Below are 24,565 nucleotides of genomic sequence, written 5' to 3' on the forward strand. Positions count from 1 at the left end.
TACGTGAAAGCGTCGGGAATGACGCGCCGGCGCTTGACGACCCTTGAGCGTCAACATAATGAGTTCGCTCGGAACGCCGGGAGCATTGCGAGGCCTCGTGGCGGAGTGGTTACGCAGAGGACTGCAAATCCTTGCACCCCGGTTCGATTCCGGGCGAGGCCTCCAGATGCTTGCGGGCTCCAGCGCAACCGCGCCGGGGCGGGGGTTCCGGTTGAAGTTGAGCCGCGCGTTTGGCGCGGGGAGCGGATTGTTGGGACATGAGCGCTGATTTCTCCGAACGCCGCGTGAAGATGGTCGATGGCCAGATCCGCACCACCGATGTCACCAGCGCGCCGCTCATCGAAGCGATGCTGACCGTCCCGCGCGAGGCCTTTGTCGGCGCCGGACAACAGGATCTGGCCTATATCGACGAAGATATCCGCATTTCCGATGGCGCGAATGGCGCCGCGCGCTACCTGATGGAGCCGTCGCCGCTTGCCAAGCTTTTGCAATTGGCCGAGATCGACGCGAGCGATTCGGTGCTCGATGTCGGCTGCGGCAGCGGCTATTCCGCCGCATTGCTGTCCAGGCTGGCGCGGTCGGTCGTGGCACTGGAGAGCGATCCCGCGCTGGCCGAGACCGCGAGATCCACACTTTCCAGCCTCGGCTGCCAAAATGTCACGGTGATCACCGGGCCTTTGCCGCAAGGGCATGCCGCTAAAGCGCCGTACAACGTCATCTTCATCGGCGGCAGCGTCGAGGAAGTGCCGCCGTCGCTGCTCGACCAGCTTGCGCAAGATGGACGCCTGGTTGCGGTCGAAGGACAAGGCAACTCTGGCGTGGCCCGGCTGTTTTTTAAAGCAGGGGGGGTTGTAACCGGAAGACGGGCCTTTAATGCGGCAATTAAGCCACTACCGGGCTTCGAACGTGCTCACGCGTTTGAATTCTGAGCGTTTTTGCCTTGCAGCGAAGGCGCTGTCATGATCGCTTGCGCCTGACAATCGTTGCTGATTTGGTTAACCGAGCGTTTGCGGGAGGCCGTCAGCGGGGGAACGATAAACAACGCGGCGCCGGCCGATCCGTAAGGGTAGGCTGACGTGGCGTGGTTCCCATGTAAACGAATGAGGGAAATAACGTGCCGCCCCGACACAAAAAAGTTTTAGCAGCTATTCTCGTTTCCGCGACGGCGCTGTCGCCGCTGGCCGCCTCCGCCGAGACCATTACGGGCGCGCTCGCCAAAGCCTACCAGTACAATTCGCAGCTCAACGCCGCTCGTGCCGGCGTACGCGTGACTGACGAGGGCGTGGCCATCGCCAAGTCGGGCTGGCGCCCGACCGTCACCGGTTCGAGCAGCATCGACTACACCAGCACCCATGCGCAGGGGGCCACCCAGAACATCACCACGGGCAGCTTCGGCGTGCAAATCAATCAGACGCTGTTCGACGGCTTTCAGACAAAGAACAATGTCGCCGCCGCCGAATCGCAGGTGAAGGCTTCGGTCGAGAGCCTGCGCAACACCGAAGAGAACATCCTGTTCAACGCGGCCAGCGCCTATATGGACGTGATTCGCGATCGGCAGGTCGCGGTGCTGACCGAGCAGAACCTGCAGTTCCTGACCGAGCAGGCGCGCGCCGCCCGCTCGCGCTTCGAGGTCGGCGAGGGCACCCGCACCGACGTCGCCCAGGCCGATGCCTCGCGCGCCACGGCCGTGGCGCAGCTCAGCGCCGCCCGCGCGACGGCGCTGGCGAGCGCCGCCACCTATCATCAGATCGTCGGCGACGAGCCGGGCAAGCTCAAAGCGGCCTCGCCGCTGGGCAAGCTGTTGCCGGGCAACCTCGATTCGGCGCTGGCCGTCGCTTCCGCCGAGCATCCGGCCATCCTGGCAACCCAGCACCTCGTCGATGCGGCGGCGTTTTCGGTGAAATCATCGGAAGGCGCGCTGCTGCCGCAGGTGACGGCCTCGGCCGGCGTTTCGGACAATTACAGCCACTCCGTTCCCGACTTCAGGGGCACCAACGGCACTTCGACGTCCGCCAATATCGGCGCCACGCTGACCATTCCGATTTATTCGGGCGGGCGGACTGAAGCGCTGGTTCGGCAAAACAAGGAATCGCTCAGCGAAGCGCGCATCCAGGTTGACGTCAGCCGCGACCAGGTGCGCCAGGCCGTGGTCTCGGCCTGGACGCAATATGTCGCCGCGCGCGAAAGCGTGGATGCCAACAGGCAGGTCATCGACGCTGCTCAGCTGGCGCTCAACGGCGTCATCGAGGAGCGCAATGTCGGCCAGCGCACGACACTGGACGTGTTGAACGCGCAGAACGCGGTCATCACCGCCAAGATCAACCAGGCGAGCTCCGAACGCGACGTAGTGGTGGCAAGCTACGCCATCCTGTCGGCGATGGGCCGGCTGTCGGTCGATCGCCTGGGTCTGGCGGTCACCAAATACAGGCCGGAAGAGCATTACAACGCCGTCAAGGACAAGTGGTTCGGACTGCGCACGCCTGACGGACGCTGATTTCCGATCCGAGCTTTGACAAACGCCGCGCGTCCATTGGATGCGCGGCGTTTGTCTTTTGTGGATGGCTGATCGGGTTGCGCTTCGCCTAATCTGTTGAAATCCAACGAGTCCCCAGATTGGGGATTCTCGGATGACGATCGGTCGGTTACGCTGTCGCCATTGATTCGAATTCCGGTCCGGGCAGGACGGAATTGCGTAACGGGTCACAAGGGCGGCGGATGTGACGATGGCGACGGCAAGCAGCGCGCAGCGCGAACCTTCCATGGAAGAGATACTGGCTTCCATCCGAAGGATCATCGAGGACAGCGACACCGGTCGCAAGCAGCCGGCCGAGGCCGGTGAACTGCGCCAGGACCTGGAACCGGCCGTCGTCAACACGCCTCCCGCTGTCGAGGTCGACGCCTTTCGTTCCGAACTGCATGCCGAACCCGGCCCCCGCAGGCCGGCGACGCTGGCGGAAGTCCAGGCCCAACTTGCAGCGACTGATCCCGTGCTTGCGCGCGCCGAGGCTCGCCCGGAGCCGGTGAAGGCAGCGCCGGCGCCGGCGACCCCGGCGGAGGCCGATGCCAGGCGCGCGGTCGAGCCGAGCCCGCCGGCAGCCGCCAACAGGCCCGCCGCTGCAAACGCGCCGCAGACCGCCGAGACCATCGTCGCCGATTGGCGGCGGGAAATCGCCGCTGCCGGCGGCAGCACGGTTACCGCGAAGCCGGCTGTCCGCGCGCCGGAAGCCGTGCCGCGGGTCGAGATCGACAAGGAAGAGCCCGCGGTCGAAGCCGCCGTGCATGCCGGCGCTCCCCAGGTATCCGCGCCTGAGGCTCAGCCGTCTCGTCCCGCGATCCTTTCCGAGCACACGGGCAGGCAGGTTGCGGCTGCCTTCGGTGAACTTTCCGATGTCTTTGCCAGCCGCGGCAAGAAGAGCTTCGATGAAATGGCCGAAGAGATGCTGCGGCCGATGCTGCAGGATTGGCTCGACAACAACCTGCCGACGCTGGTCGAAAGGCTGGTGCGCGAAGAGATCGAGCGCGTGGCGCGCGGCGCGCAGTAGGTTGCCGCAGCACGTAAGCTGAAAAGCGCGCCCTCCGGGCGGTGCTTTTGTTCAAGGCTGGTCAGGTGAGCGCGCTTTGCTCCCGCTCGGCCGGGATTGTCGCTGGTCGAGGGCAGGCCTATCTGTGGCGGTGATTGCTGCTCTCGCGGTTGACTCGGCCAAGAGCTTCCGATTTACACCGGACGCTTGTTACCGACAGTTCGGACCTCCTCCATGCTTGAAAAGACCTACGACGCCAAAGCCGTCGAGCCGAAGATCGCCAAAATCTGGGAAGAGGCCGACGCCTTTCGGGCCGGCGCGGGCGCGGAGGAAGGGGCGGAAGCTTTCACCATCGTCATCCCGCCGCCGAACGTCACCGGCTCGCTGCATATGGGGCATGCGCTCAACAACACGCTGCAGGACATTCTCGTGCGCTTCGAGCGCATGCGCGGCAAGAACGTGCTTTGGCAACCCGGCATGGATCACGCCGGCATCGCCACGCAGATGGTGGTCGAGCGCCAGCTCATGGAAAAGCAGATCCATCGCCGCGATCTGACGCGCGAGCAGTTCATCGAGAAAGTCTGGGAGTGGAAGGCCGAATCCGGCGGCGCGATCTTCAACCAGTTGAAGCGCCTCGGCGCCTCGGCCGATTGGTCGCGCGAACGCTTCACCATGGACGAGGGCCTGTCCAAGGCCGTGCTGGAAGTCTTCGTCACGCTCTACAAGGAAGGCCTCATCTACAAGGACAAGCGCCTTGTGAACTGGGACCCGAAGCTGCTGACCGCCATTTCCGACCTCGAGGTCGAGCAGCATGAGGTCAACGGCAATCTCTGGCACTTCCGCTATCCAATCGAAGGCGAAGCGTTCGACCCGGAGAACCCGAAGACCTTCATCACGGTCGCGACGACGCGTCCCGAGACGATGCTCGGCGATACGGCCGTGGCCGTGCATCCGGGGGACGAGCGCTTCACCGATCTCGTCGGCCGCAGCGTCGTGCTGCCGATCGTCGGCCGCAAGATACCGATCGTCGCCGACGAGTATTCCGATCCGGAGAAGGGCTCCGGTGCGGTCAAGATCACGCCGGCGCACGACTTCAACGATTTCGAGGTCGGCAAGCGCCACAAATTGCCGGCAATCAACATCCTGACGGTCGAAGCCGCCATCAAGCTCAAAGACAATGAGGATTTCCTCGCCGGTCTCGAGGTCACGCCGGAGCGCCAGGCCGTGTGGGACGAGCTGGACGGGCTCGACCGCTTCGCTGCCCGCAAGAAGATCGTCGAGCTGATGGAGGCCGGCGGGTTCCTCGACAAGATCGAGCCGCACCGGCATACCGTGCCGCATGGCGACCGCGGCGGCGTGCCGATCGAGCCGTTCCTGACCGACCAGTGGTATGTCAACGCCGCCGAGCTCGCCAAGCCGGCGATCGCCTCGGTGCGCGAGGGCCGTACCAATTTCGTGCCCAAGAACTGGGAAAAGACCTATTTCGACTGGATGGAGAACATCCAGCCTTGGTGCATTTCGCGCCAGCTCTGGTGGGGCCACCAGATTCCGGCCTGGTACGGGCCGGACGGGCATGTCTTCGTCGAGAAGACCGAGGAAGAGGCTTTGGCCTCGGCGGTCGAATATTACCTGGCGCTGGAAGGGCCGTGGAAGGCCTGGGTCGAGGACAAGCTGGAGAACTTCCAGCCAGGCGAGATCCTGACCCGCGACGAGGACGTGCTGGACACCTGGTTCTCATCGGCGCTATGGCCGTTCTCCACGCTGGGCTGGCCCGACCAGACGCCCGAGCTCAAGACCTATTACCAGACCGACGTGCTGGTGACCGGCTTCGACATCATCTTCTTCTGGGTCGCCCGCATGATGATGATGGGCCTGCACTTCATGGACGAGGAGCCGTTCCACACCGTCTATGTGCATGCGCTGGTGCGCGACAAGAACGGCGCCAAGATGTCGAAGTCGAAAGGCAACGTCATCGATCCGCTCGACCTGATCGACGAATATGGCGCCGACGCGCTGCGCTTCACGCTGACCGTGATGGCGGCTCAAGGGCGCGACGTGAAGCTCGATCCGGCGCGCATCGCCGGCTACCGCAATTTCGGCACCAAGCTGTGGAACGCGACGCGCTTTGCCGAGATGAACGAGGTCGCGCGCAACGACGATTTCTGGCTGAACGACGCCAAGCTGCCGGTCAACCGCTGGATCCTCACCGAACTGACGCGGGCGGCGCGCGCGGTCACCGAAGGCATCACCAGCTATCGTTTCAACGAGGCGGCGACTGCTGCCTACCGCTTCGTCTGGAACCTGTTCTGCGACTGGTACCTGGAGCTGTTGAAGCCGGTGTTCATGGGCACGGACGAGGCCGCCAAGGCCGAGAGCCGGGCTTGCGTCGCCTTCGTGCTGGACGAGATCTACAAGCTCCTGCATCCGATGATGCCGTTCATGACGGAGGAGCTGTGGGCGCAGACCGCTGGCGAGGGCAAGGAGCGCTCCTCGCTGCTTTGCCACGCCGCCTGGCCGTCGCCCGACTTCGAGGACGAGGAGGCCGCCGCCGACATCAACTGGCTGGTCGATCTGGTCTCGGGCATCCGCTCGGTACGTTCGGAGATGAATGTGCCGCCGGCCGCGATCGCGCCGCTGATGGTGATCGGCGCCAACACGCTGACGCATGAAAGGCTTGAGCGCCACGCCCAAGCGATCAAGCGGCTGGCGCGCGTCGGCGATATCGCGCTGGTAGACGCGTCACCAAAGGGCTCGGCCCAGATCGTGCTCAACGAGGCGACGATAAGCCTGCCGCTCGGCAGCCTGATCGATCTCCAGGCCGAAGCCGCGCGACTGCAGAAGGAACTGGCGAAGGTCACCGAAGAGATCGCGCGCCTGCACAAGAAGCTCTCCAACGAAAAGTTCGTCGCCAACGCGCCGGAAGAGGTGGTCGAGGCCGAGCGCGAAAAGCTCGCCGAATACCGCGAGGCGCAGGAGAAGCTATCGGTGGCTTTGACCAGGGTTCGCGACGCCGGCTGAACGGCAAGAATCGCCCTCAGTGCGGAGGTGGTTTCCGGTACGTTAGCTGCCTCGAAAATAGGCATTCCGCCACGTTAATTTTGACGTAAACGGAAAGTTTGCGCCCCATTGTTGCCATAATGTAACAATGGGCCTTCTGAGGCTCAAAATCGGCTGTTTTTGGCCTGTTTTGGGTGGGTTTTCCGGATTTTTTCGGTCGTTCGAGGTCGGTAAGCGCGGTTTATGCGCCAATCGCGGCGCCCCTCACCATGGCAAGAATACGCCTTGTCAAGGTGTACGTGTACAGCCCTTGAAAACATTGTTGCGTCGTTAACCCGAATTGGTTCTAGCTTGAGCCACTTGTATTTGGGGAGGGATTTCCATGAACAATCTGCGGCTCAAAGCGCTGCTGGGGGCAGGCTGCTTTTCGCTGGCCATGATTGGCTCCGTGGTCACCCCGGCGAATGCCGGCGGACTGGAGCGGGGTTGGTACGATATCGATCTGCTTTTCGATCCGGCGCAGATCACTGGCGAGGTCACCGGCACCTATGTGATGCCGCAACGTGACCTCAAGAACGTGAAGGACTCGAATCCGGCCGACGGCCCGCTTAACGCGCTGGGCTTCTCTAACAGTGCCCGCGACACGGAAAGCTATTGGGTGCCGAGCGCTGGCATCAAGGCTGGCGTCGGGCCTATCGACTGTCTTTTCGACTACGGCCAACCGATCGGTGCGTACAGCAATCCTGGCGCCAATTGGGCCGGTGCGAACGGCAATATCGTGACCAAGGTCAAAAGCGAGGCCTTGGGCGGAACCTGCTCGTACAAGATGGACCTGGGCAAAGGACAGTTTCGATTCATCGGCGGCGTGTTTCATGAAGATGTTTCCGGGTTCAAGGAGCAATTGGTTGCACCGCTCCCGGCCTTCCTCGGCACCGGCATTGGCCGCCTTGATCTCGAAGGAGACGGGTGGGGATGGCGCGCCGGTGTCGCTTACGAAATTCCGGACATCGCCCTGCGCGCGAGCCTTGTCTACAACTCGGCCGTCAAGCTCGACAACCTGAGCGGAACGCTTGACCTAACACAAGTCCCCGCCTTTATAGACCCGACGAACCCGATCCTCGGCAGAGTAACTGACGTATACGGTTTCTCCGAGGTGCCTCAATCAGTCGAATTGAAGCTTCAATCCGGCATTGCGCCTGGATGGTTGGCATTCGGATCGATCAAGTGGGTGGACTGGAGCGTGCTGCAGAGCATCCCCTTTTGCCCGACCTCGACAAAAGGCCTTCTTGCTTGCACCACGACAAGTCCTGTCCGCGCTACTTCGCTTGACCTCCTCTATCGCGACGGCTGGACGGTCTCCGCGGGCATCGGTCACAAGTTCAACGATCAATGGAGCGGGGCTGCCGGGATCAGCTGGGATCGCGGCACGACCACCGGTCTCAGCGCGCAGACGGATACGTGGACGGTAAGCGCCGGCGTGGCCTACACCCCCACCAAAAACGTGGAACTCCGCTTCGGCGGCGCGTTGGGCGTGCTTACCAGCGGACATATCCATTCGGTCGTTGGCTCCGATGGCGTTACCTACGGCACCGACTATACTGCCGACTTCGGCAACGACCTCGTGTCGGCCATTTCAGGATCCGTTAAGGTCAAGTGGTAACTATCTCAATTTGAACAAAAAAAGGCCGGGTTATGCCCGGCTTTTTCTCGTTGGAGGACGGCGGTCGCAGCATCATTCTCGGCCCGATGTTGCATATTCGCGTCACAGCCGGCGCCTTATACGATTGTGACGTTTTGGCAACAGTTTATGAACAACCCCCGCGCTACAAGTCCGGCAGAGGGAACTGCCCATTTCCCGCCATAAACCCGGAGCAACCCGGATAGGTCTCGGGATGCGTGCCAGGTTGGCCCGGCGATGGGACCGGCCGCGGGGTGTGCGGCAAGGACGAGTATGGACGCCAGGGTAATCTCCAAGGCCAAGCTGCCCAGCCGCTACGTGACCGAAGGTCCGGCGCGCGCACCGCATCGTTCCTACCTCTATGCCATGGGCCTGTCGGCGGCCGAGATCGCGCAGCCACTTGTCGGCGTCGCCAGCTGCTGGAACGAGGCGGCGCCCTGCAACATCTCGCTGATGCGCCAGGCGCAGGTGGTCAAGAAGGGCGTTGCTGCCGCCAACGGCACGCCGCGCGAGTTCTGCACCATCACCGTCACCGACGGCATCGCCATGGGCCACCAGGGCATGAAGTCGTCGCTGGTGTCGCGCGAGGTGATCGCCGATTCGGTCGAGCTCACCATGCGCGGTCATTGCTATGATGCCCTGGTCGGGCTTGCCGGCTGCGACAAGTCGCTACCCGGCATGATGATGGCGATGGTGCGCCTCAACGTGCCGTCGATCTTCATCTATGGCGGCTCGATCCTGCCCGGCAGCTATCGCGGCCGGCAGATCACCGTGCAGGACGTGTTCGAGGCCGTCGGCCAGCATTCGGTCGGCACGATCAGCGACGCCGAACTGCTCGAGATCGAGCAGGCGGCCTGTCCTTCGGCCGGCTCCTGCGGCGCCCAGTTCACCGCCAACACGATGGCCACCGTCGCCGAGGCGATCGGCCTGGCGCTGCCCTATTCTTGCGGCGCGCCGGCGCCCTACGAGATGCGCGACCGTTTCAATTTCGCCTCGGGCGAAAAGGTCATGGAGCTGATCGCCAAAAACATCCGGCCGCGCGACATCGTTACGTTGAAGGCGCTGGAAAACGCGGCGACCGTGGTGTCCGCCACTGGCGGCTCAACCAATGCGGCGCTGCATCTGCCGGCGATCGCGCATGAGGCCGGCATCAAGTTCGACCTCTTCGACGTGGCGGCGATCTTTGAGAAGACGCCCTATATCGCCGACCTCAAGCCCGGCGGCAAATATGTCGCCAAGGACATGTTCGAGGCCGGCGGCATTCCGCTCCTGATGAAAACGCTGCTCGACCATGGCTATCTGCACGGCGACTGCATGACGGTCACTGGCCGCACTTTGGCCGAAAATATGGAGCACGTTTCCTGGAATGAGAGCCAGGATGTTGTGCGTCCCGCCAATCTGCCGATCACCAAGACAGGCGGCGTTGTGGGCTTGAAGGGCAACCTTGCCCCCGAAGGCGCGATCGTGAAGGTCGCCGGCATGTCGGAACTGAAATTCTCAGGGCCGGCGCGTTGCTTCGATTCGGAAGAGGAGTGCTTCGAAGCGGTCACGCAGCGCAACTACCGGGAGGGCGAGGTTCTCGTCATCCGCTACGAGGGGCCGCGCGGGGGTCCGGGCATGCGCGAGATGCTGTCGACGACGGCGGCGCTCTACGGCCAGGGCATGGGCGGCAAGGTGGCGCTGATCACCGACGGACGGTTCTCGGGCGCCACGCGCGGCTTCTGCATCGGCCATGTCGGACCGGAGGCGGCGGTCGGCGGACCTATCGGGCTGATCAAGGATGGCGACGTGATCTCGATCGATGCCGTGAACGGAACGATCGAAGTGGCCCTGTCGGACGCCGAGCTGGCGGCCCGGGCAAAGAATTGGAAGGCGCGCAAGACCGACTATCAGTCCGGCGCGATCTGGAAATATGCGCAGACCGTAGGGTCGGCCCGCGACGGTGCGGTGACCCATCCGGGCGCGGCCAAAGAAACGCACTGCTATGCGGACATCTGAGGTGTTGAGGTCGTCTGTCTTTTCGGCACTGGTCGCTTTGGCGACCTTGGGCGCCGTCGGGCAGGCCATGGCCTTCGACGACAAGGTGTTCGACGACAAGACCGGCGTGAAGCCGCAGTCGAGCCCTTGGGCGGTGTTCCAGTTCGGCTTCTCCGCTTACAAGAGCGGCCACAAGGACCAGGCGGTCGAAGCTTATAAATATGCCGCCGAGAACGGTCAGATCGGCGCCACTTGGAAGCTTGCGCGCATGTATGCCGAGGGCGACGGCGTGACGCGCGACGACTATGCGGCCTTCAAGTTCTTCTCGGAAATCGTCGACCAGGATGTCGAGCCCGGCTCGCCGGAAGAAAGCTATGTGTCGGACGCGCTGGTGGCGCTGGGCGACTATCTGCGCAAGGGCATTCCGGGCACGCCGGTCGAGGAGAACGACGTGGCGGCGCAGGAATATTACATGCGCGCCGCCGCCAACTATCGCAATCCGAACGCCCAGTTCGAGATCGGCCGCATGTTCCTGAAGGGCGAGGGCGGCGTGAAGGCCAGCGTCAAGCAGGCCGGCCGCTGGCTGCAACTGGCAGCCGAGAAGGGCCATGCCGGCGCGCAGGCGACGCTCGGCAACCTCCTGTTCCAGAGCGGCAAGATCGTGCGCGGCCTGGCGATGATGACGGCAGCACTCGAGCGGGCTCCGGCGGCCGACCAGCCCTGGATCCGCAACATGCAGGAAGAGGCGTTCGCCGCGGCCGGCGAGGCCGATCGCCGTACCGCGATCTCGCTTGCCGACGACATCCTGACCAAGGGCAACAACGGCGACCAGTAAGCGCAGGTTTGGCGATAGCGTGCATGGCGGCGGGCGCATGCATCGTCTTATGCGGCGCTGATCGACCCCCACTCCGTCTCGGCTTCGCCGAGCCACCTCTCCCCCGATCGACGGGGTAGAGGAAGGCGCCAAACTTTTTGCCATCAACGCTCGTCCAGCAACGCTCCCTTCCTTTCCCTCCGGAGGGGAGAAAGGTGGCGCTGCGAAGCAGCGACGGATTGGGGGCACCACATGGCAATCAAGCCTCGGCCCGATCAGTTACCTGTGCATACCGTACTCTGTATTGGGCTGATCGGCAGCGCCTCAGTTCTCGGTCGGCTCCGTCGGGGCGGGACCAGGCGTCGGCGTCGAGATCGACGTCGGGTGCGGTTTTGGCGCCTCTCCCGGACATTCGTCCTTGATCCTGGTCCAGGACGTGTTGTTGAGAACCATGTCGCAGCGGGCGAGGTGGCTCTCGCCGGCCAGCGTCAGGCACGCGGTCTCGCCGACATTGAAAGACTTGCCGTTGGCAAGGCAGGTCGGCGCCGCCAGCGATAGCGTCGGCGCGGCAAGCGCCAAAGCAAGGCCGACCGGCCAGATAAGATAACGGATCGCCATTCAACCCCCACAGCAATCCGCATCAAAAACCGGATTTGTGGCGATATCTGGTCCAGAAACGGCTCAGGCCGGCTGCAGCCTGAGCTCGATCGCGACCGGCACGTGATCGGAGGGCTTCTCCCAGGCGCGGACGTGCTTTTCCACCGAGGCCGACGAGAAGCGGTTAGCGGCTTCCGGCGACAGCAAGAGGTGGTCGATGCGGATGCCGTTGTTCTTCTGCCAGGCGCCGGCCTGATAATCCCAGAAAGTGTAGACACCGGCCGAGTCCGTCACCGACCGCACCGCCTCGGTGAAGCCGAGATTCTTCAGCCGGCGGAAGGCTTGCCTCGTCTGCGGCTGGAACAGCGCATCGCCCAGCCAGTTTTCCGGGAAGCGGGCATCGGCGGGTTCGGGAATGACGTTGTAGTCGCCGGCCAGCACCAGCGCCTCTTCCAGGCGCAGCCGCTCTTCCGCCCAGCGCTCCAGCCGCGCCATCCAGGCGAGCTTGTAGGAGAACTTCCGCTCATCGTCGATCGGATTGCCGTTCGGCAGATAGAGCGAGACGACGCGCAGGGCGCCCTGGTCGGTCGAAAAGACGCCTTCGATGAAGCGGGCGTGGTCGTCCTCGTCATCGCCTGGCAGGCCGCGGTTGACCTCGTCGAAGGGAAGCTTCGACAGGATGGCGACGCCGTTGAAGCTCTTCTGGCCGTTGGTCTCGACATTGTAGCCCAGCGCCTCGATCTCGGCGCGTGGGAACTGGTCGTCGACCGTCTTGATCTCCTGCAGGCAGACGATGTCCGGCGCGCTTTCGGTCAGCCAGTGGGTGAGGTTGCCGATGCGGGCGCGAACGCCGTTGATGTTCCAGGTGACGATCTTCATGCAGGCCTCGATGCTGTTCGGACGGAAGGCGTTCGACGAAGCGGATCGTATTGCCTGTACGGACCTTTCGAAAGGCCGTCCATTCGCATTCCTGCCAATAGCCGGGGACAGCCACGCGCCACCCGGTTCACACCGGTCATGGGCTTGCAGGTTTTCGGTCGATCAGATGGAGAAGCTGGTGCCGCAGCCGCAGGAGGCGACCGCGTTCGGGTTCCTGATCTGGAAGGACTGGCCCATCAGATCGTCGACGAAGTCAATCACCGAGCCGCCCATATAGACCAGCGACAGGTCGTCGATCAGGACGGTCGCGCCGTCCTTCTCGATGGCGACATCGTCTTCGTTCGCACCTGCAACGAGGTCGAATTTGTAGGAAAAGCCGGAGCAGCCGCCGCCTTCCACGGAGACGCGCAGAGCCGTCTTGCCGGGTTCGCCGGCCACGATCCTGGCGATCCGCTTTGCCGCGGCGTCGGTCATTTCGACCTTCATGGCAGTCTTGGCATCCGCGCCCATCGGCGTCACCTTGCTTTCGGTTTCACATGATAGGTATGAAGCAGGCGGGGCCAAGTCAACTGGCGGGTCAATGGAAGAGCAGCGGGGCAAGGATGCTCTCGGCGACATCGGGTTCGGCTACCGGCCGCGCGCCGTCTATGCGAGCGACCCGGCGCGTTCGCGCGGGCGCCTGTTCCCGGAGGCCGAAAGCCCGACGCGCACGCCCTTTCAGCGCGATCGCGACCGCATCATCCATTCCACCGCTTTCCGCCGGCTGAAGCACAAGACCCAGGTCTTCGTCGCGCATGAGGGCGACCATTACCGCACGCGGCTGACGCATTCGATCGAGGTTGCGCAGATCGCGCGTGCCCTGGCGCGGGCCTTGCGCGGCGACGAGGATCTCGCCGAGGCCGTGGCGCTGGTGCATGATTTCGGCCACACGCCGTTCGGGCATACAGGCGAGGACGCGCTCAACGAGAAGATGGCCGCCTGGGGCGGCTTCGATCACAATGCGCAGTCGCTGCGCGTGGTCACGCGGCTTGAGCGGCGCTATGCCGAATTCGACGGGCTGAACCTCACCTGGGAGACGCTGGAAGGGCTGGTCAAGCACAACGGTCCATTGACCGACGCGAGCGGGAAGGGGCTCAAAGGTCCGGTACCGCAGGCGATCCGCGACTATTCCGAACTGCATGATCTCGAGCTCGACCGTTTCGCCGGCATCGAGGCGCAGTGCGCCGCGATCGCCGATGATATCGCTTACAACACCCACGACATAGACGATGGCCTGCGCGCCGGTCTGCTGACGCTGGACATGCTGGGAGGCGTCGGGCTGCCGGGCTCGATCCTGAAGGGCGTGCGCGCCAAATACCCCCAGCTTGACGATGTCCGCACCGGCCACGAGTTGATGCGCCGGCAGATCACCTTGATGGTCGAGGATGTCATCGCATCGACCACCGCCAATATCGAACGCCTGAAGCCGGACAGCGCCGATGCGGTGCGGATGGCGGGCGAGACCCTGGTGACATTTTCGCCAGGCATGGCGGCGGCCGAGAAGGAACTGAAGGCCTTTCTCTACAAGCATCTTTACCGGCACGCCGAGGTGATGCGCGTGCGCTCCGAAGCCGAGCGCATCGTGCGCGAGCTGTTCGACGTCTATTTCGCCGATCCGCGCGCCATGCCCGACGGCTGGCGCGAGGGGCTCGATCGGGCCGAGGATCGCATCAAGGCGCGCAGCGTTGCCGACTTCCTGGCAGGCATGACCGACACCTATGCGCTGAAGGAACATCGGCGTCTGTTTGACCATACGCCGGATTTGAGCTAGGGCGAGCCTCGATTTTGCCGGCCATTGAGCCGGTCGCCTCTTAAAGCCCAGAGCACTTCCAATGAATATCTTCGCCGATTTCAACGCGCGGATCGTAAAAGCCGTCGAAACCCTTGACCTGAAGGACAAGGATGGGGCCGCCCTCGACCTGTCACGCATCACGGTCGAACCGCCGCGCGACGCCAGCCACGGCGATCTCGCCACCAACGCGGCGATGGTGCTGGCCAAGCCCGCCGGACAGAACCCGCGCGCTTTGGCGGAAAAGCTCGTCGAGGTGCTGAGGGCCGATGCAGACATCGCCTCGGCCGACGTTGCCGGACCAGGCTTCGTCAACCTCAGGCTGAAGGACAGCTTCTGGCATACGCATCTGGCGGCGCTGCTCGGCGAAGGGCGCAACTATGGCCGCTCGAAGATCGGCGGCGGCCGCAAGGCCAATGTCGAATATGTCTCGGCCAACCCGACCGGCCCGCTCCATGTCGGCCATTGCCGCGGCGCCGTCGTCGGTGATGCGCTCGCCAACCTTATGGCCTTCGCTGGCTACGACGTGACCAAGGAATATGTCATCAACGACGCGGGCGGCCAGATCGACGTTCTCGGCCGGTCTGTGCTGTTGCGCTATCGGGAGGCCCTCGGCGACGACATCGGCGAGATCCCGCCTGGCTATTATCCAGGTGACTACCTAGTTCCCGTCGGCCAGGCATTGGCCAAGGAATTCGGCCGCAGCCTGCTGCAGATGCCGGACGACGAAGCATTGGCGATCGTCAAGGATCGCGCGATCGATGCGATGATGGCGATGATCCGCGAGGATCTGGCGCTGCTTAATGTGCACCATGACGTGTTCTTCTCAGAGCGCACGCTGCATGCCGACAACGCCAGGAAGATCCGGGCTGCGATCGCCGACCTGACGCTCAAAGGGCATATCTACAAGGGCACGCTGCCGCCGCCGAAGGGTGAGAAGCCGGACGACTGGGAAGACCGCGAGCAGACTTTGTTCCGCTCAACCGCGGTCGGCGACGACATGGACCGGGCGCTGGTCAAGTCGGACGGCTCGTTCACCTATTTTGCCGCCGACGTCGCCTATCTCAAGGACAAGGTCGAGCGCGGCTTCGTCGACCTGATCTATGTGCTCGGCGCAGACCATGGCGGATATGTGAAGCGGCTGGAGGCGCTGGCGCGCGCGGTTGCCGATGACAAGGTCAAGCTGACGGTTCTGCTTTGCAATCTGGTCAAGCTGTTTCGGGACGGGGAGCCGGTCCGAATGGGCAAACGGGCAGGAAATTTCGTCACTTTGCGTGACGTCATCGAAGAGGTTGGCCGCGATGCGGTCCGCTTCATGATGCTCTACCGGAAAAGCGACGCGCCGCTCGATTTCGACTTTGCCAAGGTGACGGAGCAGTCGAAGGACAATCCGGTGTTCTATGTCCAGTACGCTTCGGCGCGCTGCCATTCGGTTTTCCGGCAGGCGAGCGAACAGCTTGGCGAGGCGAATTTCGACCGCAACCGGCTCACGGCCTCGGTGGCGGCGCTGACCGACGAGGGCGAAATCGCGCTGATCCGGAAGCTGGCTGAATATCCGCGGCTGATCGAATCCGCGGCGCTTTCGCTCGAGCCGCACCGGCTTGCATTCTACCTCTATGACCTGGCTTCAGGCTTCCATGCACAGTGGAATCGCGGCCACGACAACCAGGACTTACGTTTTGTTAAGGTTAACGACCGAGAATCAACTTATGCCAGACTAGGGCTGGTGCAGGCTGTTTCGGATGTCTTGACCTCCGGCCTGACGCTGATCGGGGCTGACGCGCCTACCGAAATGCGTTAGGTTTAACTAAAAAACCTGTCACCTTTTGCCCACATTGCGCTGGTAAGGGCCAACCCTGCGCGACGTCCATGGCGTCCGACTGTGTGCGAGTTCGGGAACAATAATGGCAGACAGAACCCCGCTGAAAGCAGCCGACCACAACAATATCGCCGACGATGATCCGTTCGCGGAGCTGACCCGGATCATGGGTTTCGATCCGCGCCAGCCGGTCAGGCAGCCGGCCCCCGCGGCCGAGAAAACCATGCCGGCTAACCAGGCTCCTGCGGCGGACGACTTCGATATCGACCTCGAGAAGGAGTTGATGGGCGAGTTCGATTCCGTCGAGGAAAGCGCGCCGGTCGCTCAGCAGGCTGCCATCCATCAGATCAGCCGTGAGCCGGCCTTCGAGGCCGCCAGCACCGCCGCGAATGACGACGAGCTGACGGCGTCCTTCGAGCAGGATTTCGTTTTTGACGACGCGGCTGATCACGCCGACTTCGCCGTGGCGCCCGCGCCGGAGCCGCAGTTCGTTCCAGAACCGCAGGTCGCCGCTGAGCCGGAAGCCGCGCCAGAGGCGCATTTCGCATCTGAGCGTTTCGCGCCGGAGCCGCAGGCAGCTCCCGAGCCGGAAGTCGCTTTCGACGATGATTTCGACAAGGCCGTCGCCAGTTCGCTCGATATCTCGCCGGTCGAAGATGAGCTTCCGATCGATCATGAAATGGCGGCTTCGCTGGACCAGGATTTCCGGCTCGACCATCACGAGCCGGCGGACGCCCGTCAGGATGCCGTCGAAGCCATGCAGGCCGCGAGCGAGGAGGCGTTCGACGCCGATTTCGATAGCGCGGTCCAGATATCGCTCGAAGACGAGCTGTCGTTTGAAAGCCATGAGCCCGAGCAGCATGCGCAGGCCGTCGAGCCGGTCGAAGCTCATGCAGCCGCTCCGCTGATTTCCGAGGATGATTTCGCCGGTCATTTCGACCAGGCGCTGAGCGATGACATCAATCTCGGCCAGGATCAGGGCCTTCAGGAGCCGGAGCTGTCGCTCGGCGACGAGCCTGCGCCGGTGGAAGAGGCGGAGGCCGCCCACTTTGCCGCTGAGCCGGAACCCGTCGCGCCCGGACCTTCCGCCGCGCTGACCCTCGATGACGATTTCGAGCTGAGCTTCCGCGACGCGCTGAACGAAGAGCCGCAAGCTCCGGCCGTCGAGCCCGCCGCCGTATTGCAGCCGGCCGCGCCGGCCCCGGTCGTTGCCGCTCCGGTCCCACCAGTCGCCGCTGCTCCGGTTGCGGCAGTGGAACCGGCAAAGCCGGCCGCCAGCGAGCGCAGCCTGGAGGACGAGCTCAACGCGCTGCTCGGCGCCATGACCGCGCGGCCGATGCCCACGATCAAGGAGCCTGCTCCCGCGCCACGACTGGTTGCCGAACCAGAGAGCCACGCCGGTGGGCACGCGACCGCCGACGATCTCGACTGGGATCTCGACGAGCACCAGCCGGCGCAGGACAGGCAGGATGCTCAGCCGGTCGAGAGCGATCTGGACGACCTGCTCGCCAGCGAGCTCGACCGCCAGGATTTTGCGCCCTCGGCCAGGGCCGAACCCTCCGGGACCGAGTCTTCTGCGGCCGAACAGGGCATTGAATTCGACGACGACGCGTTCGGCGCTGCTTTCGCCAAGAGTATCGAGACCGAGCAGGCGGCCGCCAGGGCGAAGTCTCCGGCAAATTCGTCCGATTGGATACATCCGACGCCGGTCGAGCAGACAAGGTCGTGGAGCCGTTCGACCCCGACCGCCGCTCCGCCTGTGCAAGCCTCGTTTGCGGCACAGCCGGCCCCCGCGGCGCCGGTGCAGATGGCAGCGCCTTCAGTGCCGCTGCAGATGACCGCGCCTGCTTATCGCAACGAGCCGGCACCGGATTATTCCGCCTATGCCAAGCCGGCGCAGGCCCCGATGGCCACGCCGCAGCCCAGCCAGCATGACGAGGTGCCGGACGTCGAGACCGTCGATGTTCCGGAGCGCGTGGTCGCGCTCGCGGACGACCTCGACATTCCGGAGCTCAGCTTCGAGGAGGATCAGCCGGCCGCCGCCGCTTATGACGATCTGGACGCGGAATTCGCGAGCCTGCTCACCGACATGAACGCGACGGAGATCGCATCGGCGCCCGTGCAGAACCGCGGCTATGACGACGAAACCTACGGCGCCGGCTTCAACGGCTATGACCGTCGCGACCTGCGGGCCGAGGCTCAGGCGGCTCCGGCCGCTCCGGCTTCCTTCGCGGCCGCCAATGATTACGACGCCGACGATCTGCCCGGCAGCCGGCCGGTACAGCAGCAGGACGAGTTCGCCGCCGATGAGCTCGACTATGATCCTGAGCTCGAAGAGTCGATGGCGATCCCCGGGCTTGGCGAACGCGAAGCGGCGCAGCCGCGCCGTCGCGGCATGATGATCGCGGCCCTGGTCGGCGCCGTGGTGGTTCTCGGCGGCCTCGGCGCGCTGGCCTTCTCCTTCGGCGGCAAGGGCGGCAGCGAGGCTCCGGTGATCGTCAAGGCCGACAATTCGCCGATCAAGGTGAAGCCCGAAAATCCAGGTGGCGCGGTGGTGCCGAACCAGGACAACAAGGTTTATGACGCGGTCGCCAAGGGCGGCGGCGCGGCCAAGCCCGCCGAGCCGGTACAGCAGAAGCTGGTGAACACCACCGAGCAGCCCGTGGACCTGGCCTCGAAGGAACCGCCGCCGAGCCGCGTGGTCGATCTTTCGCCCAACGATAACGACGCCGCGGCCGGCACTGACGCCGCTGGCGGTTCGAACACGGCATTGCCCGGCGTCGAGCAGGCGGCTGCACCCGAAAGTGTCCAGCCGGCCGCGCCGGCAAGCACGCAGCCGGCGGCACCGGCGCCGAAGTCCGAAGACCGCATCGCCCAGGTGCTGCAGCAGGATGAGGCCAACACCGCCAACAACAACGATGTCGTCGCCGTCGCGCCGCGCAAGGTGAAGACCATGATGGTCAAGCCTGACGGCTCGCTGGTGCCGCGCGAGGATCCGGCTCCGGCCGCGCCGAAGGTCGCGGCGGCCGAGCCGAGCGATCCGGCACCGCAGCATGTCGCGCCGGCCTCCGACGGTCAGCAGACGGGAACCGTTGCTTCCGACACGGACCAGGCCAATACGGGCCAGGCCAATGCGGGCCAAGCCGATACGAGCCAGGCCGATGCGGCGACCGTCAAGCCTGCGAAGCCCACGAAGAAGGCTGAAGCCAAGGCGCAGTCGGCCAACACCCCGGCGGTGGTGCCGGTGGCGCCGGCGCGCCCGTCCGACCAGCCGGTCGATATCGTCGGCGAGGTCAAGCCGGACCAGGTCGCTTCCATCGATCCGGCGGCGGCAGCCCGCGGCGGCTCATGGTCGATGCAGATCGCCTCGCAGCCGACGGTCGAAAGCGCCCAGTCGACGTATCAGGATCTGCAGCGCCGCTATGGCAGCGTGCTCTCCGGCCGTACCGCCAACATCGTCAAGGCCGAGGTCGCGGGCAAGGGCACCTTCTACCGCGTCCGTGTCCCGGCGCAGTCGCGCAACGATGCGATCAATCTTTGCACGAGCTACAAGGCCGCCGGCGGCAACTGCTTCGTGTCGCGCTGATAGATTTCAGCTTCCAAAGCCGGCGCCGCCGAAAGGCCGCGCCGGCTTTTCGTTGTGGACGGTTGTGGGCTTTGACCGGTCGGAGGGCAGGGGTGATTCCCTTTGCTCGCTCAAAGTCTTAAGCTTCCATGCATGAGCGAATCAAAATCCATGATCCTCGGCTGCGCCGGGAAATCCCTCACCGAAGACGAGCTCCGCTTCTATCGGGACGAACGTCCCTGGGGTTTCATCCTGTTTGCGCGCAACATCGGCGAGGCCGGGCAGATCCGCGACCTCGTCGCCGCGATGCGCGACTGCGTCGGGCGCCCGGATGCCCCTGTCTTCATCGACCAGGAAGGCGGCAGGGTGCAGCGCCTGCGGCCGCCGCTGGCGCCGAATTATCCGGCCGGGGGTGCGCTTGGCGCGTTGTGGCGCGATGATCGCGAGGCCGGCCGCCGCGCGGCCTGGCTGCTGGCGCGGCTGCATGCCTTCGATCTTTCCCGCCTGGGCATCACCGCCGACTGCCTTCCGGTGCTCGACGTGCCGGTGGAAGGCGCCAGCGACGTCATCGGCGCGCGCGCCTATGGCAAGGAGCCCAATGCCGTGATCGAGCTTGGCCGGGCCTCGGCCGAGGGGTTGATGGCCGGTGGCGTGCTTCCGGTGATGAAGCATATTCCCGGCCACGGCCGCGCCTTTGCCGACACGCATTTCGCGCTGCCGACCGTCGATACGCCGCTCGATGCGTTGCGCCGGCATGATTTCGCCCCGTTCAAGGCGCTTAACCAGCTGCCGATGGCGATGACGGCGCATGTCGTCTACAGCGCCGTCGACCCGGACAATCCGGCGACGACGTCCGCCAAGGTCGTCGATCAGGTGATCCGCGGCGAGATCGGCTTCGACGGGCTGCTGATGAGCGACGACACGTCGATGAAGGCACTTTCTGGGGATTTCCCGACAAAGGCGGCCTCGATCCTTGCGGCCGGCTGCGATCTCGTCCTTCACTGCAACGGCGTTTTCGAGGAAATGTCGGGGATCGCGTCGCGCACGACGGCGCTGTCGGGCAAATCCTTGCAGCGCGCGGAGCGGGCGCTGACCTATATAAAGGATCGCGACGTCGCCGACGAAACGGCGATACGCGCGGAATTTGCCACCTATTTCGAAGCGGTGGCCTGAACCGAAGGGACGAAAGGCGAGTGGCGGAGACATTGGAAGGCAAGGCCGCGAAGGCCGCACCGATGGACCGTCTGTGGGCCGAGAACGACGATTCACGCCTGACCGGCGACCCGTCGCTGGTCGTCGACGTGGCAGGCTTCGAAGGCCCGCTCGATCTTCTCTTGCATCTTGCCCGCAACCAGAAGGTCGATCTGGCGCGCATTTCGATCCTGGCTTTGGCCGAGCAGTACCTGGCCTTCATCGAAAAGGTGCGGGCGCTGAGGCTCGAGCTGGCCGCCGATTATCTGGTGATGGCGGCATGGCTCGCCTTCCTGAAGTCGAAGCTCTTGATTCCGAAACAGCCGGGCGAGGAGGGCGAAAGCGGCGAGGAACTGGCGGCGGTGCTGCAATTCCGGCTGAAGCGGCTGGAAGCCATGCGCGACGCCGCGGCGCGGCTGGTCAACCGCAACCGCCTCGGTCGCGACGTCTTCGCGCGCGGCATGCCGGAAATGGTGATCGTCGAGAAGCGCAACCGCTTTTCGGCCTCGCTCTACGATCTGCTCACCGCTTACGCGCAACAGCGGCAGCGGCAGGCGATCAACAATGTGACGATCGCCCGGCGCGCCGTGTGGTCGCTGAAGGATGCGCGCGAGGTGCTGGCGCGGCTGGTCGGCTCGATCGGCGACTGGACGGCGCTCGACAGCTTCCTGATCGAATATCTGGCGGCGCCGGAAGAGAAGCGCACGGCCATGGCAAGCTCCTTCGCCGCGACGCTCGAAATGGTGCGCGAGGGCAAATTGGAAGTGCGGCAGGACCAGGTGTTCGCGCCGATCTATTTGCGCAGCCGCGCGCAAGGTGCAAGGGCAGTCGAGGTGGTATCATGAGCGAACGCGCCAACGCTTCGGTCATCCCGTTCAGGGTCGAGGATGAGCCGGAAGACGAAATGGCCGAGCAGGGTTCGATCGAGAATCCCGCCGAGCGGCTGCAATTGTCGGAAGCCGTGCGCATGGCCGAGGCGATCGTTTTCGCCAGCGCCGAGCCGGTCAGCGAAAAGCAGCTTGCCGCGCGTCTGCCTGAAGGCGTCAACATCGCCGCCGCGATGGCCGATCTGCAGCAGATCTATGCCAAGCGCGGCGTCAATCTGGTGCGGGTCGGCGATGCCTGGGCCTTCCGCACCGCCGGCGATCTGGCTTTCCTGATGAGCCGGGACTCCGTCCAGCAACGGAAGCTCTCGCGCGCGGCGCTCGAAGTGCTGGCGATCATTGCCTATCACCAGCCGGTCACGCGCGCCGAGATCGAGGACATCCGGGGCGTGGAGACCTCCAAGGGCACGCTCGACACGCTGCTCGAAACGGAATGGGTCAGAATGCGCGGCCGCCGCCGCACACCTGGGCGGCCGGTGACCTATGGCACCACCGATGCCTTCCTGGACCATTTCGCGCTGGAGGAGATCCGCGATCTGCCCGGCATGGAAGAGCTGAAGGGCGCTGGCCTGCTCTCGACGCGCATGCCGGCCAATTTCTCGATGCCGGTGCCGCCGGCCGATCCCGACGCGCTGACCGAGGACGAGGATGAATTGACCGATATCGATCTCGAGGAGCTCGGGCTGCTGACGCCGCGCGTCACGGAAGAGTGACCGCGGAACCGGCACGAATGGTCTATTAGCAAGGCCTGCGCGGATTCGTAGCAAGGCGCTCACGCCGAAAGTGCGTGACATCCGCTAGCCATTTTATCAACTTCATTGCGGTTGTGTTTGAATCCCCGAGCGAAAACGCATAGATCATCGCCGAGGGAAAACATTCGAGAGAGATCGTTATGGGTTCGTTTTCGATTTGGCACTGGATGATCGTGCTGGTCATCGTGCTTCTGGTGTTCGGCCGCGGCAAGATCCCCGAGCTGATGGGCGACATGGCCAAGGGCATCAAGAGCTTCAAGAAGGGCATGGCTGACGACGACGTTGACGACAAGCGGACCGTCGAGCACCGCGCCGACGAGACTGTTTCGCCGGGCAAGGAAAAGGTCAGCAAGAGCTGATCCGATTGTTGGTTTGAGCATGCCGTTGTCCCAAAACCGCTTCGCATGTGCGGGCGGCATGCACTCGTCGGAATAGATTGCCATGTTCGAAGTCGGTTGGAGCGAACTGCTGGTGATCGCGGTCGTCATGATCGTGGTCGTCGGGCCCAAGGATTTGCCCAACATGCTGCGCACCTTCGGCCGCACCGCGGCGAAACTGCGCGCCATGGCCGGCGACTTCCAGAAGCAGTTCAACGAAGCGCTGAAGGAAGCCGAACTCGACGACGTCAAGAGTTCGATCGACAGTCTGCGCAGCCTCAATCCGATGAACGAGGTGCGCAAGCAGCTCAATCCGTTCGAGCAGGCAGCGGCCGATGTGCGGGCCGGCGTCGACACGATGATGAAGCCAAAGCCGGCCGCCGATCCGACGGCGCCGGCGGCAGAGACGCCGCAGGCGGCCGAGCCGCTCAAGAACGGCGCGACGGACATGCCCGGCGTCGGCGTAACCGAGCCTGCTCCGGCCGCCCCGATCTTCCCTGCCATGACCGACGCCTCTGTCACGGCATCGGTTTCGGAGGCCCCGCTGGCGGTCAAGCCGGCGAAGAAAGCGGCGACCACAAGGGCCAAGACGACCGGCGCAGCGGCGAAAACGGCAACGGCACCGAAGGCCGCCAAGGCGCCGGCCAAGGCCACGCCAGTGCCGGCCAAAGCCGCCGTGCCCGCGCCCAAGGCTGAGGCAAAGCCTGCCGCGGCCAAGAAGCCGACCGCCAGGAAGACAGCTGACAGCAAGAAGACGGCGGGAGCCGCCAAGTGAGCGTATCGGACAAGGAGCGGGAAGAAATCGAGAAATCGTCGGCGCCGCTGATCGAGCATCTCATCGAGCTGCGCCGTCGCCTGATCTGGTCGCTGGGCGGCTTTTTCGTCGCCTTCCTTGTCTGCTTCTTCTTCGCCAAGCGCCTGTTCAACCTTCTGGTGATCCCGTTCAAATGGGCGACGCAATGGGCAGGCCTCGATCCGCACAAGGTCGAGCTGATCTATACCGCGCCGCAGGAGTTCTTCTTCACCCAGGTGAAGCTCGCCATGTTCGGCGGCATGGTGATCGCCTTCCCGCTGATCGCCACGCAGATCTACAAGTTCATCGCGCCAGGCCTTTACAAGAACGAGCGCAACGCCTTCCTGCCGTTCCTGATCGCGTCGCCCATCCTGTTCCTGATGGGCGCCTCGTTGGTCTATTTCTTCTTCACCCCGATGGTGATGTGGTTCTTCCTCGCCATGCAGCAAGCCGGCACCAACGACCAGGTGCAGATTTCGCTGCTGCCGAAGGTGTCGGAATATCTCAGCCTGATCATGACGCTGATCTTCTCCTTCGGCCTGGTGTTCCAGCTGCCGGTGGTGACCAGCCTCTTGACGCGTGTGGGCCTGCTGTCGTCGCAGGCGCTGGCCGAGAAGCGCAAATGGGCGATCGTGCTTTCCTTCGTGGTCGCGGCGGTGCTGACGCCGCCCGATCCGATGAGCCAGTGCGGCCTCGCCATTCCGACGATCATTCTCTACGAGGTCGCCATCTGGTCCTCGCGCATGATCGAGCGCAGCCAGGCGCGCGACCGCCTGGCGCGGGAGCAGGCGGAGACGAACAGCTCGGTCGCTGGCGACAAGACACCGGACGCGCCGTCCACCTAACCGGCGGCAAGGCAGGGAAATCGAGGCGGCGCGCTTATCCGCCGTCTT

The 24,565-nt window shown here is 64.1% G+C and carries 19 protein-coding genes and 1 tRNA gene; 17 read left to right on the top strand and 3 right to left on the bottom strand.

Features of this window, described 5'->3' with window-relative positions:
- The first annotated feature begins 91 nt into the window (after positions 1-91).
- The 8 genes from EN862_RS07725 (at position 92) to EN862_RS07760 (ending at position 11,008) form a co-directional block, all read left to right on the top strand.
- Positions 92-165, top strand: a tRNA-Cys gene (locus EN862_RS07725).
- Between the two features lie 92 nt (positions 166-257).
- On the top strand, positions 258-929 hold the full coding sequence (locus tag EN862_RS07730; RefSeq protein WP_127863534.1) for a protein-L-isoaspartate O-methyltransferase: 672 nt from the start codon (positions 258-260) through the stop codon (positions 927-929).
- A 185-nt stretch (positions 930-1,114) separates the two neighbouring features.
- Complete coding sequence (locus EN862_RS07735) at positions 1,115-2,494, top strand: TolC family outer membrane protein (RefSeq protein WP_127863535.1); 1,380 nt, start codon at positions 1,115-1,117, stop codon at positions 2,492-2,494.
- 229 nt (positions 2,495-2,723) lie between these two features.
- Positions 2,724-3,542: a PopZ family protein gene (locus tag EN862_RS07740; RefSeq protein WP_127863536.1), complete on the top strand. Its 819-nt coding sequence runs from the start codon at positions 2,724-2,726 to the stop codon at positions 3,540-3,542.
- Between the two features lie 213 nt (positions 3,543-3,755).
- Positions 3,756-6,539: a valine--tRNA ligase gene (locus EN862_RS07745; RefSeq protein ID WP_127863537.1), complete on the top strand. Its 2,784-nt coding sequence runs from the start codon at positions 3,756-3,758 to the stop codon at positions 6,537-6,539.
- 361 nt (positions 6,540-6,900) lie between these two features.
- Positions 6,901-8,178: an OmpP1/FadL family transporter gene (locus tag EN862_RS07750; RefSeq protein ID WP_127863538.1), complete on the top strand. Its 1,278-nt coding sequence runs from the start codon at positions 6,901-6,903 to the stop codon at positions 8,176-8,178.
- A gap of 291 nt (positions 8,179-8,469) precedes the next feature.
- Positions 8,470-10,194: a dihydroxy-acid dehydratase gene (gene ilvD / locus EN862_RS07755; protein ID WP_127863539.1), complete on the top strand. Its 1,725-nt coding sequence runs from the start codon at positions 8,470-8,472 to the stop codon at positions 10,192-10,194.
- Entirely contained in the window at positions 10,181-11,008 is an 828-nt protein-coding gene (locus EN862_RS07760; protein ID WP_127863540.1) for a tetratricopeptide repeat protein, read from the top strand. The genes ilvD and EN862_RS07760 overlap by 14 nt, the downstream gene beginning before the upstream one ends.
- 303 nt (positions 11,009-11,311) lie before the next feature.
- On the opposite strand, the gene EN862_RS07765 is transcribed toward EN862_RS07760, so the two are convergent.
- From EN862_RS07765 to erpA, 3 genes are all read right to left on the bottom strand, one after another.
- A complete protein-coding gene (locus tag EN862_RS07765; protein WP_127863541.1) occupies positions 11,312-11,605 on the bottom strand; it encodes a hypothetical protein in 294 nt (97 codons plus the stop codon).
- Between the two features lie 63 nt (positions 11,606-11,668).
- The gene (xth, locus tag EN862_RS07770; protein ID WP_127863542.1) at positions 11,669-12,463 is read right to left on the bottom strand and encodes an exodeoxyribonuclease III; all 795 of its coding nucleotides are present in this window, start codon (positions 12,461-12,463) and stop codon (positions 11,669-11,671) included.
- A gap of 162 nt (positions 12,464-12,625) precedes the next feature.
- Positions 12,626-12,973 (bottom strand): iron-sulfur cluster insertion protein ErpA, encoded by a 348-nt coding sequence (gene erpA / locus EN862_RS07775; protein WP_127863543.1) that lies wholly within the window; start codon positions 12,971-12,973, stop codon positions 12,626-12,628.
- A gap of 70 nt (positions 12,974-13,043) precedes the next feature.
- On the opposite strand from erpA, the gene EN862_RS07780 reads away from it, so the two are divergent.
- The 9 genes from EN862_RS07780 (at position 13,044) to tatC (ending at position 24,517) form a co-directional block, all read left to right on the top strand.
- Complete coding sequence (locus tag EN862_RS07780; protein WP_127863544.1) at positions 13,044-14,273, top strand: deoxyguanosinetriphosphate triphosphohydrolase; 1,230 nt, start codon at positions 13,044-13,046, stop codon at positions 14,271-14,273.
- A gap of 61 nt (positions 14,274-14,334) precedes the next feature.
- Positions 14,335-16,092, top strand: a complete 1,758-nt coding sequence (argS, locus tag EN862_RS07785; protein WP_127863545.1) for an arginine--tRNA ligase — start codon at positions 14,335-14,337, stop codon at positions 16,090-16,092.
- Positions 16,093-16,195: 103 nt separating this feature from the next.
- Positions 16,196-19,696 carry an SPOR domain-containing protein gene (locus tag EN862_RS07790; protein ID WP_127863546.1) on the top strand — a complete coding sequence of 1,167 codons (3,501 nt, stop codon included), beginning with the start codon at positions 16,196-16,198 and terminating at the stop codon, positions 19,694-19,696.
- A 132-nt stretch (positions 19,697-19,828) separates the two neighbouring features.
- Positions 19,829-20,848 (top strand): beta-N-acetylhexosaminidase, encoded by a 1,020-nt coding sequence (gene nagZ / locus EN862_RS07795; protein ID WP_127863547.1) that lies wholly within the window; start codon positions 19,829-19,831, stop codon positions 20,846-20,848.
- Between the two features lie 62 nt (positions 20,849-20,910).
- Positions 20,911-21,711 (top strand): ScpA family protein, encoded by an 801-nt coding sequence (locus tag EN862_RS07800; RefSeq protein ID WP_127864020.1) that lies wholly within the window; start codon positions 20,911-20,913, stop codon positions 21,709-21,711.
- The gene (gene scpB / locus EN862_RS07805) at positions 21,708-22,463 is read left to right on the top strand and encodes an SMC-Scp complex subunit ScpB (protein WP_127863548.1); all 756 of its coding nucleotides are present in this window, start codon (positions 21,708-21,710) and stop codon (positions 22,461-22,463) included. The genes EN862_RS07800 and scpB overlap by 4 nt, the downstream gene beginning before the upstream one ends.
- A gap of 179 nt (positions 22,464-22,642) precedes the next feature.
- Positions 22,643-22,861, top strand: coding sequence for a twin-arginine translocase TatA/TatE family subunit (locus tag EN862_RS07810; protein WP_095815328.1), 219 nt, complete (start codon positions 22,643-22,645; stop codon positions 22,859-22,861).
- An 82-nt stretch (positions 22,862-22,943) separates the two neighbouring features.
- A complete protein-coding gene (tatB, locus tag EN862_RS07815; RefSeq protein ID WP_127863549.1) occupies positions 22,944-23,654 on the top strand; it encodes a Sec-independent protein translocase protein TatB in 711 nt (236 codons plus the stop codon).
- Entirely contained in the window at positions 23,651-24,517 is an 867-nt protein-coding gene (gene tatC, locus EN862_RS07820) for a twin-arginine translocase subunit TatC (RefSeq protein WP_127863550.1), read from the top strand. Before tatB ends, tatC begins: the two co-directional genes overlap by 4 nt.
- The last annotated feature ends 48 nt before the right edge of the window (positions 24,518-24,565 follow it).

It is taken from the genome of Mesorhizobium sp. M2E.F.Ca.ET.219.01.1.1 (assembly GCF_004016445.2).
In the GTDB taxonomy this organism is placed as follows: domain Bacteria; phylum Pseudomonadota; class Alphaproteobacteria; order Rhizobiales; family Rhizobiaceae; genus Mesorhizobium.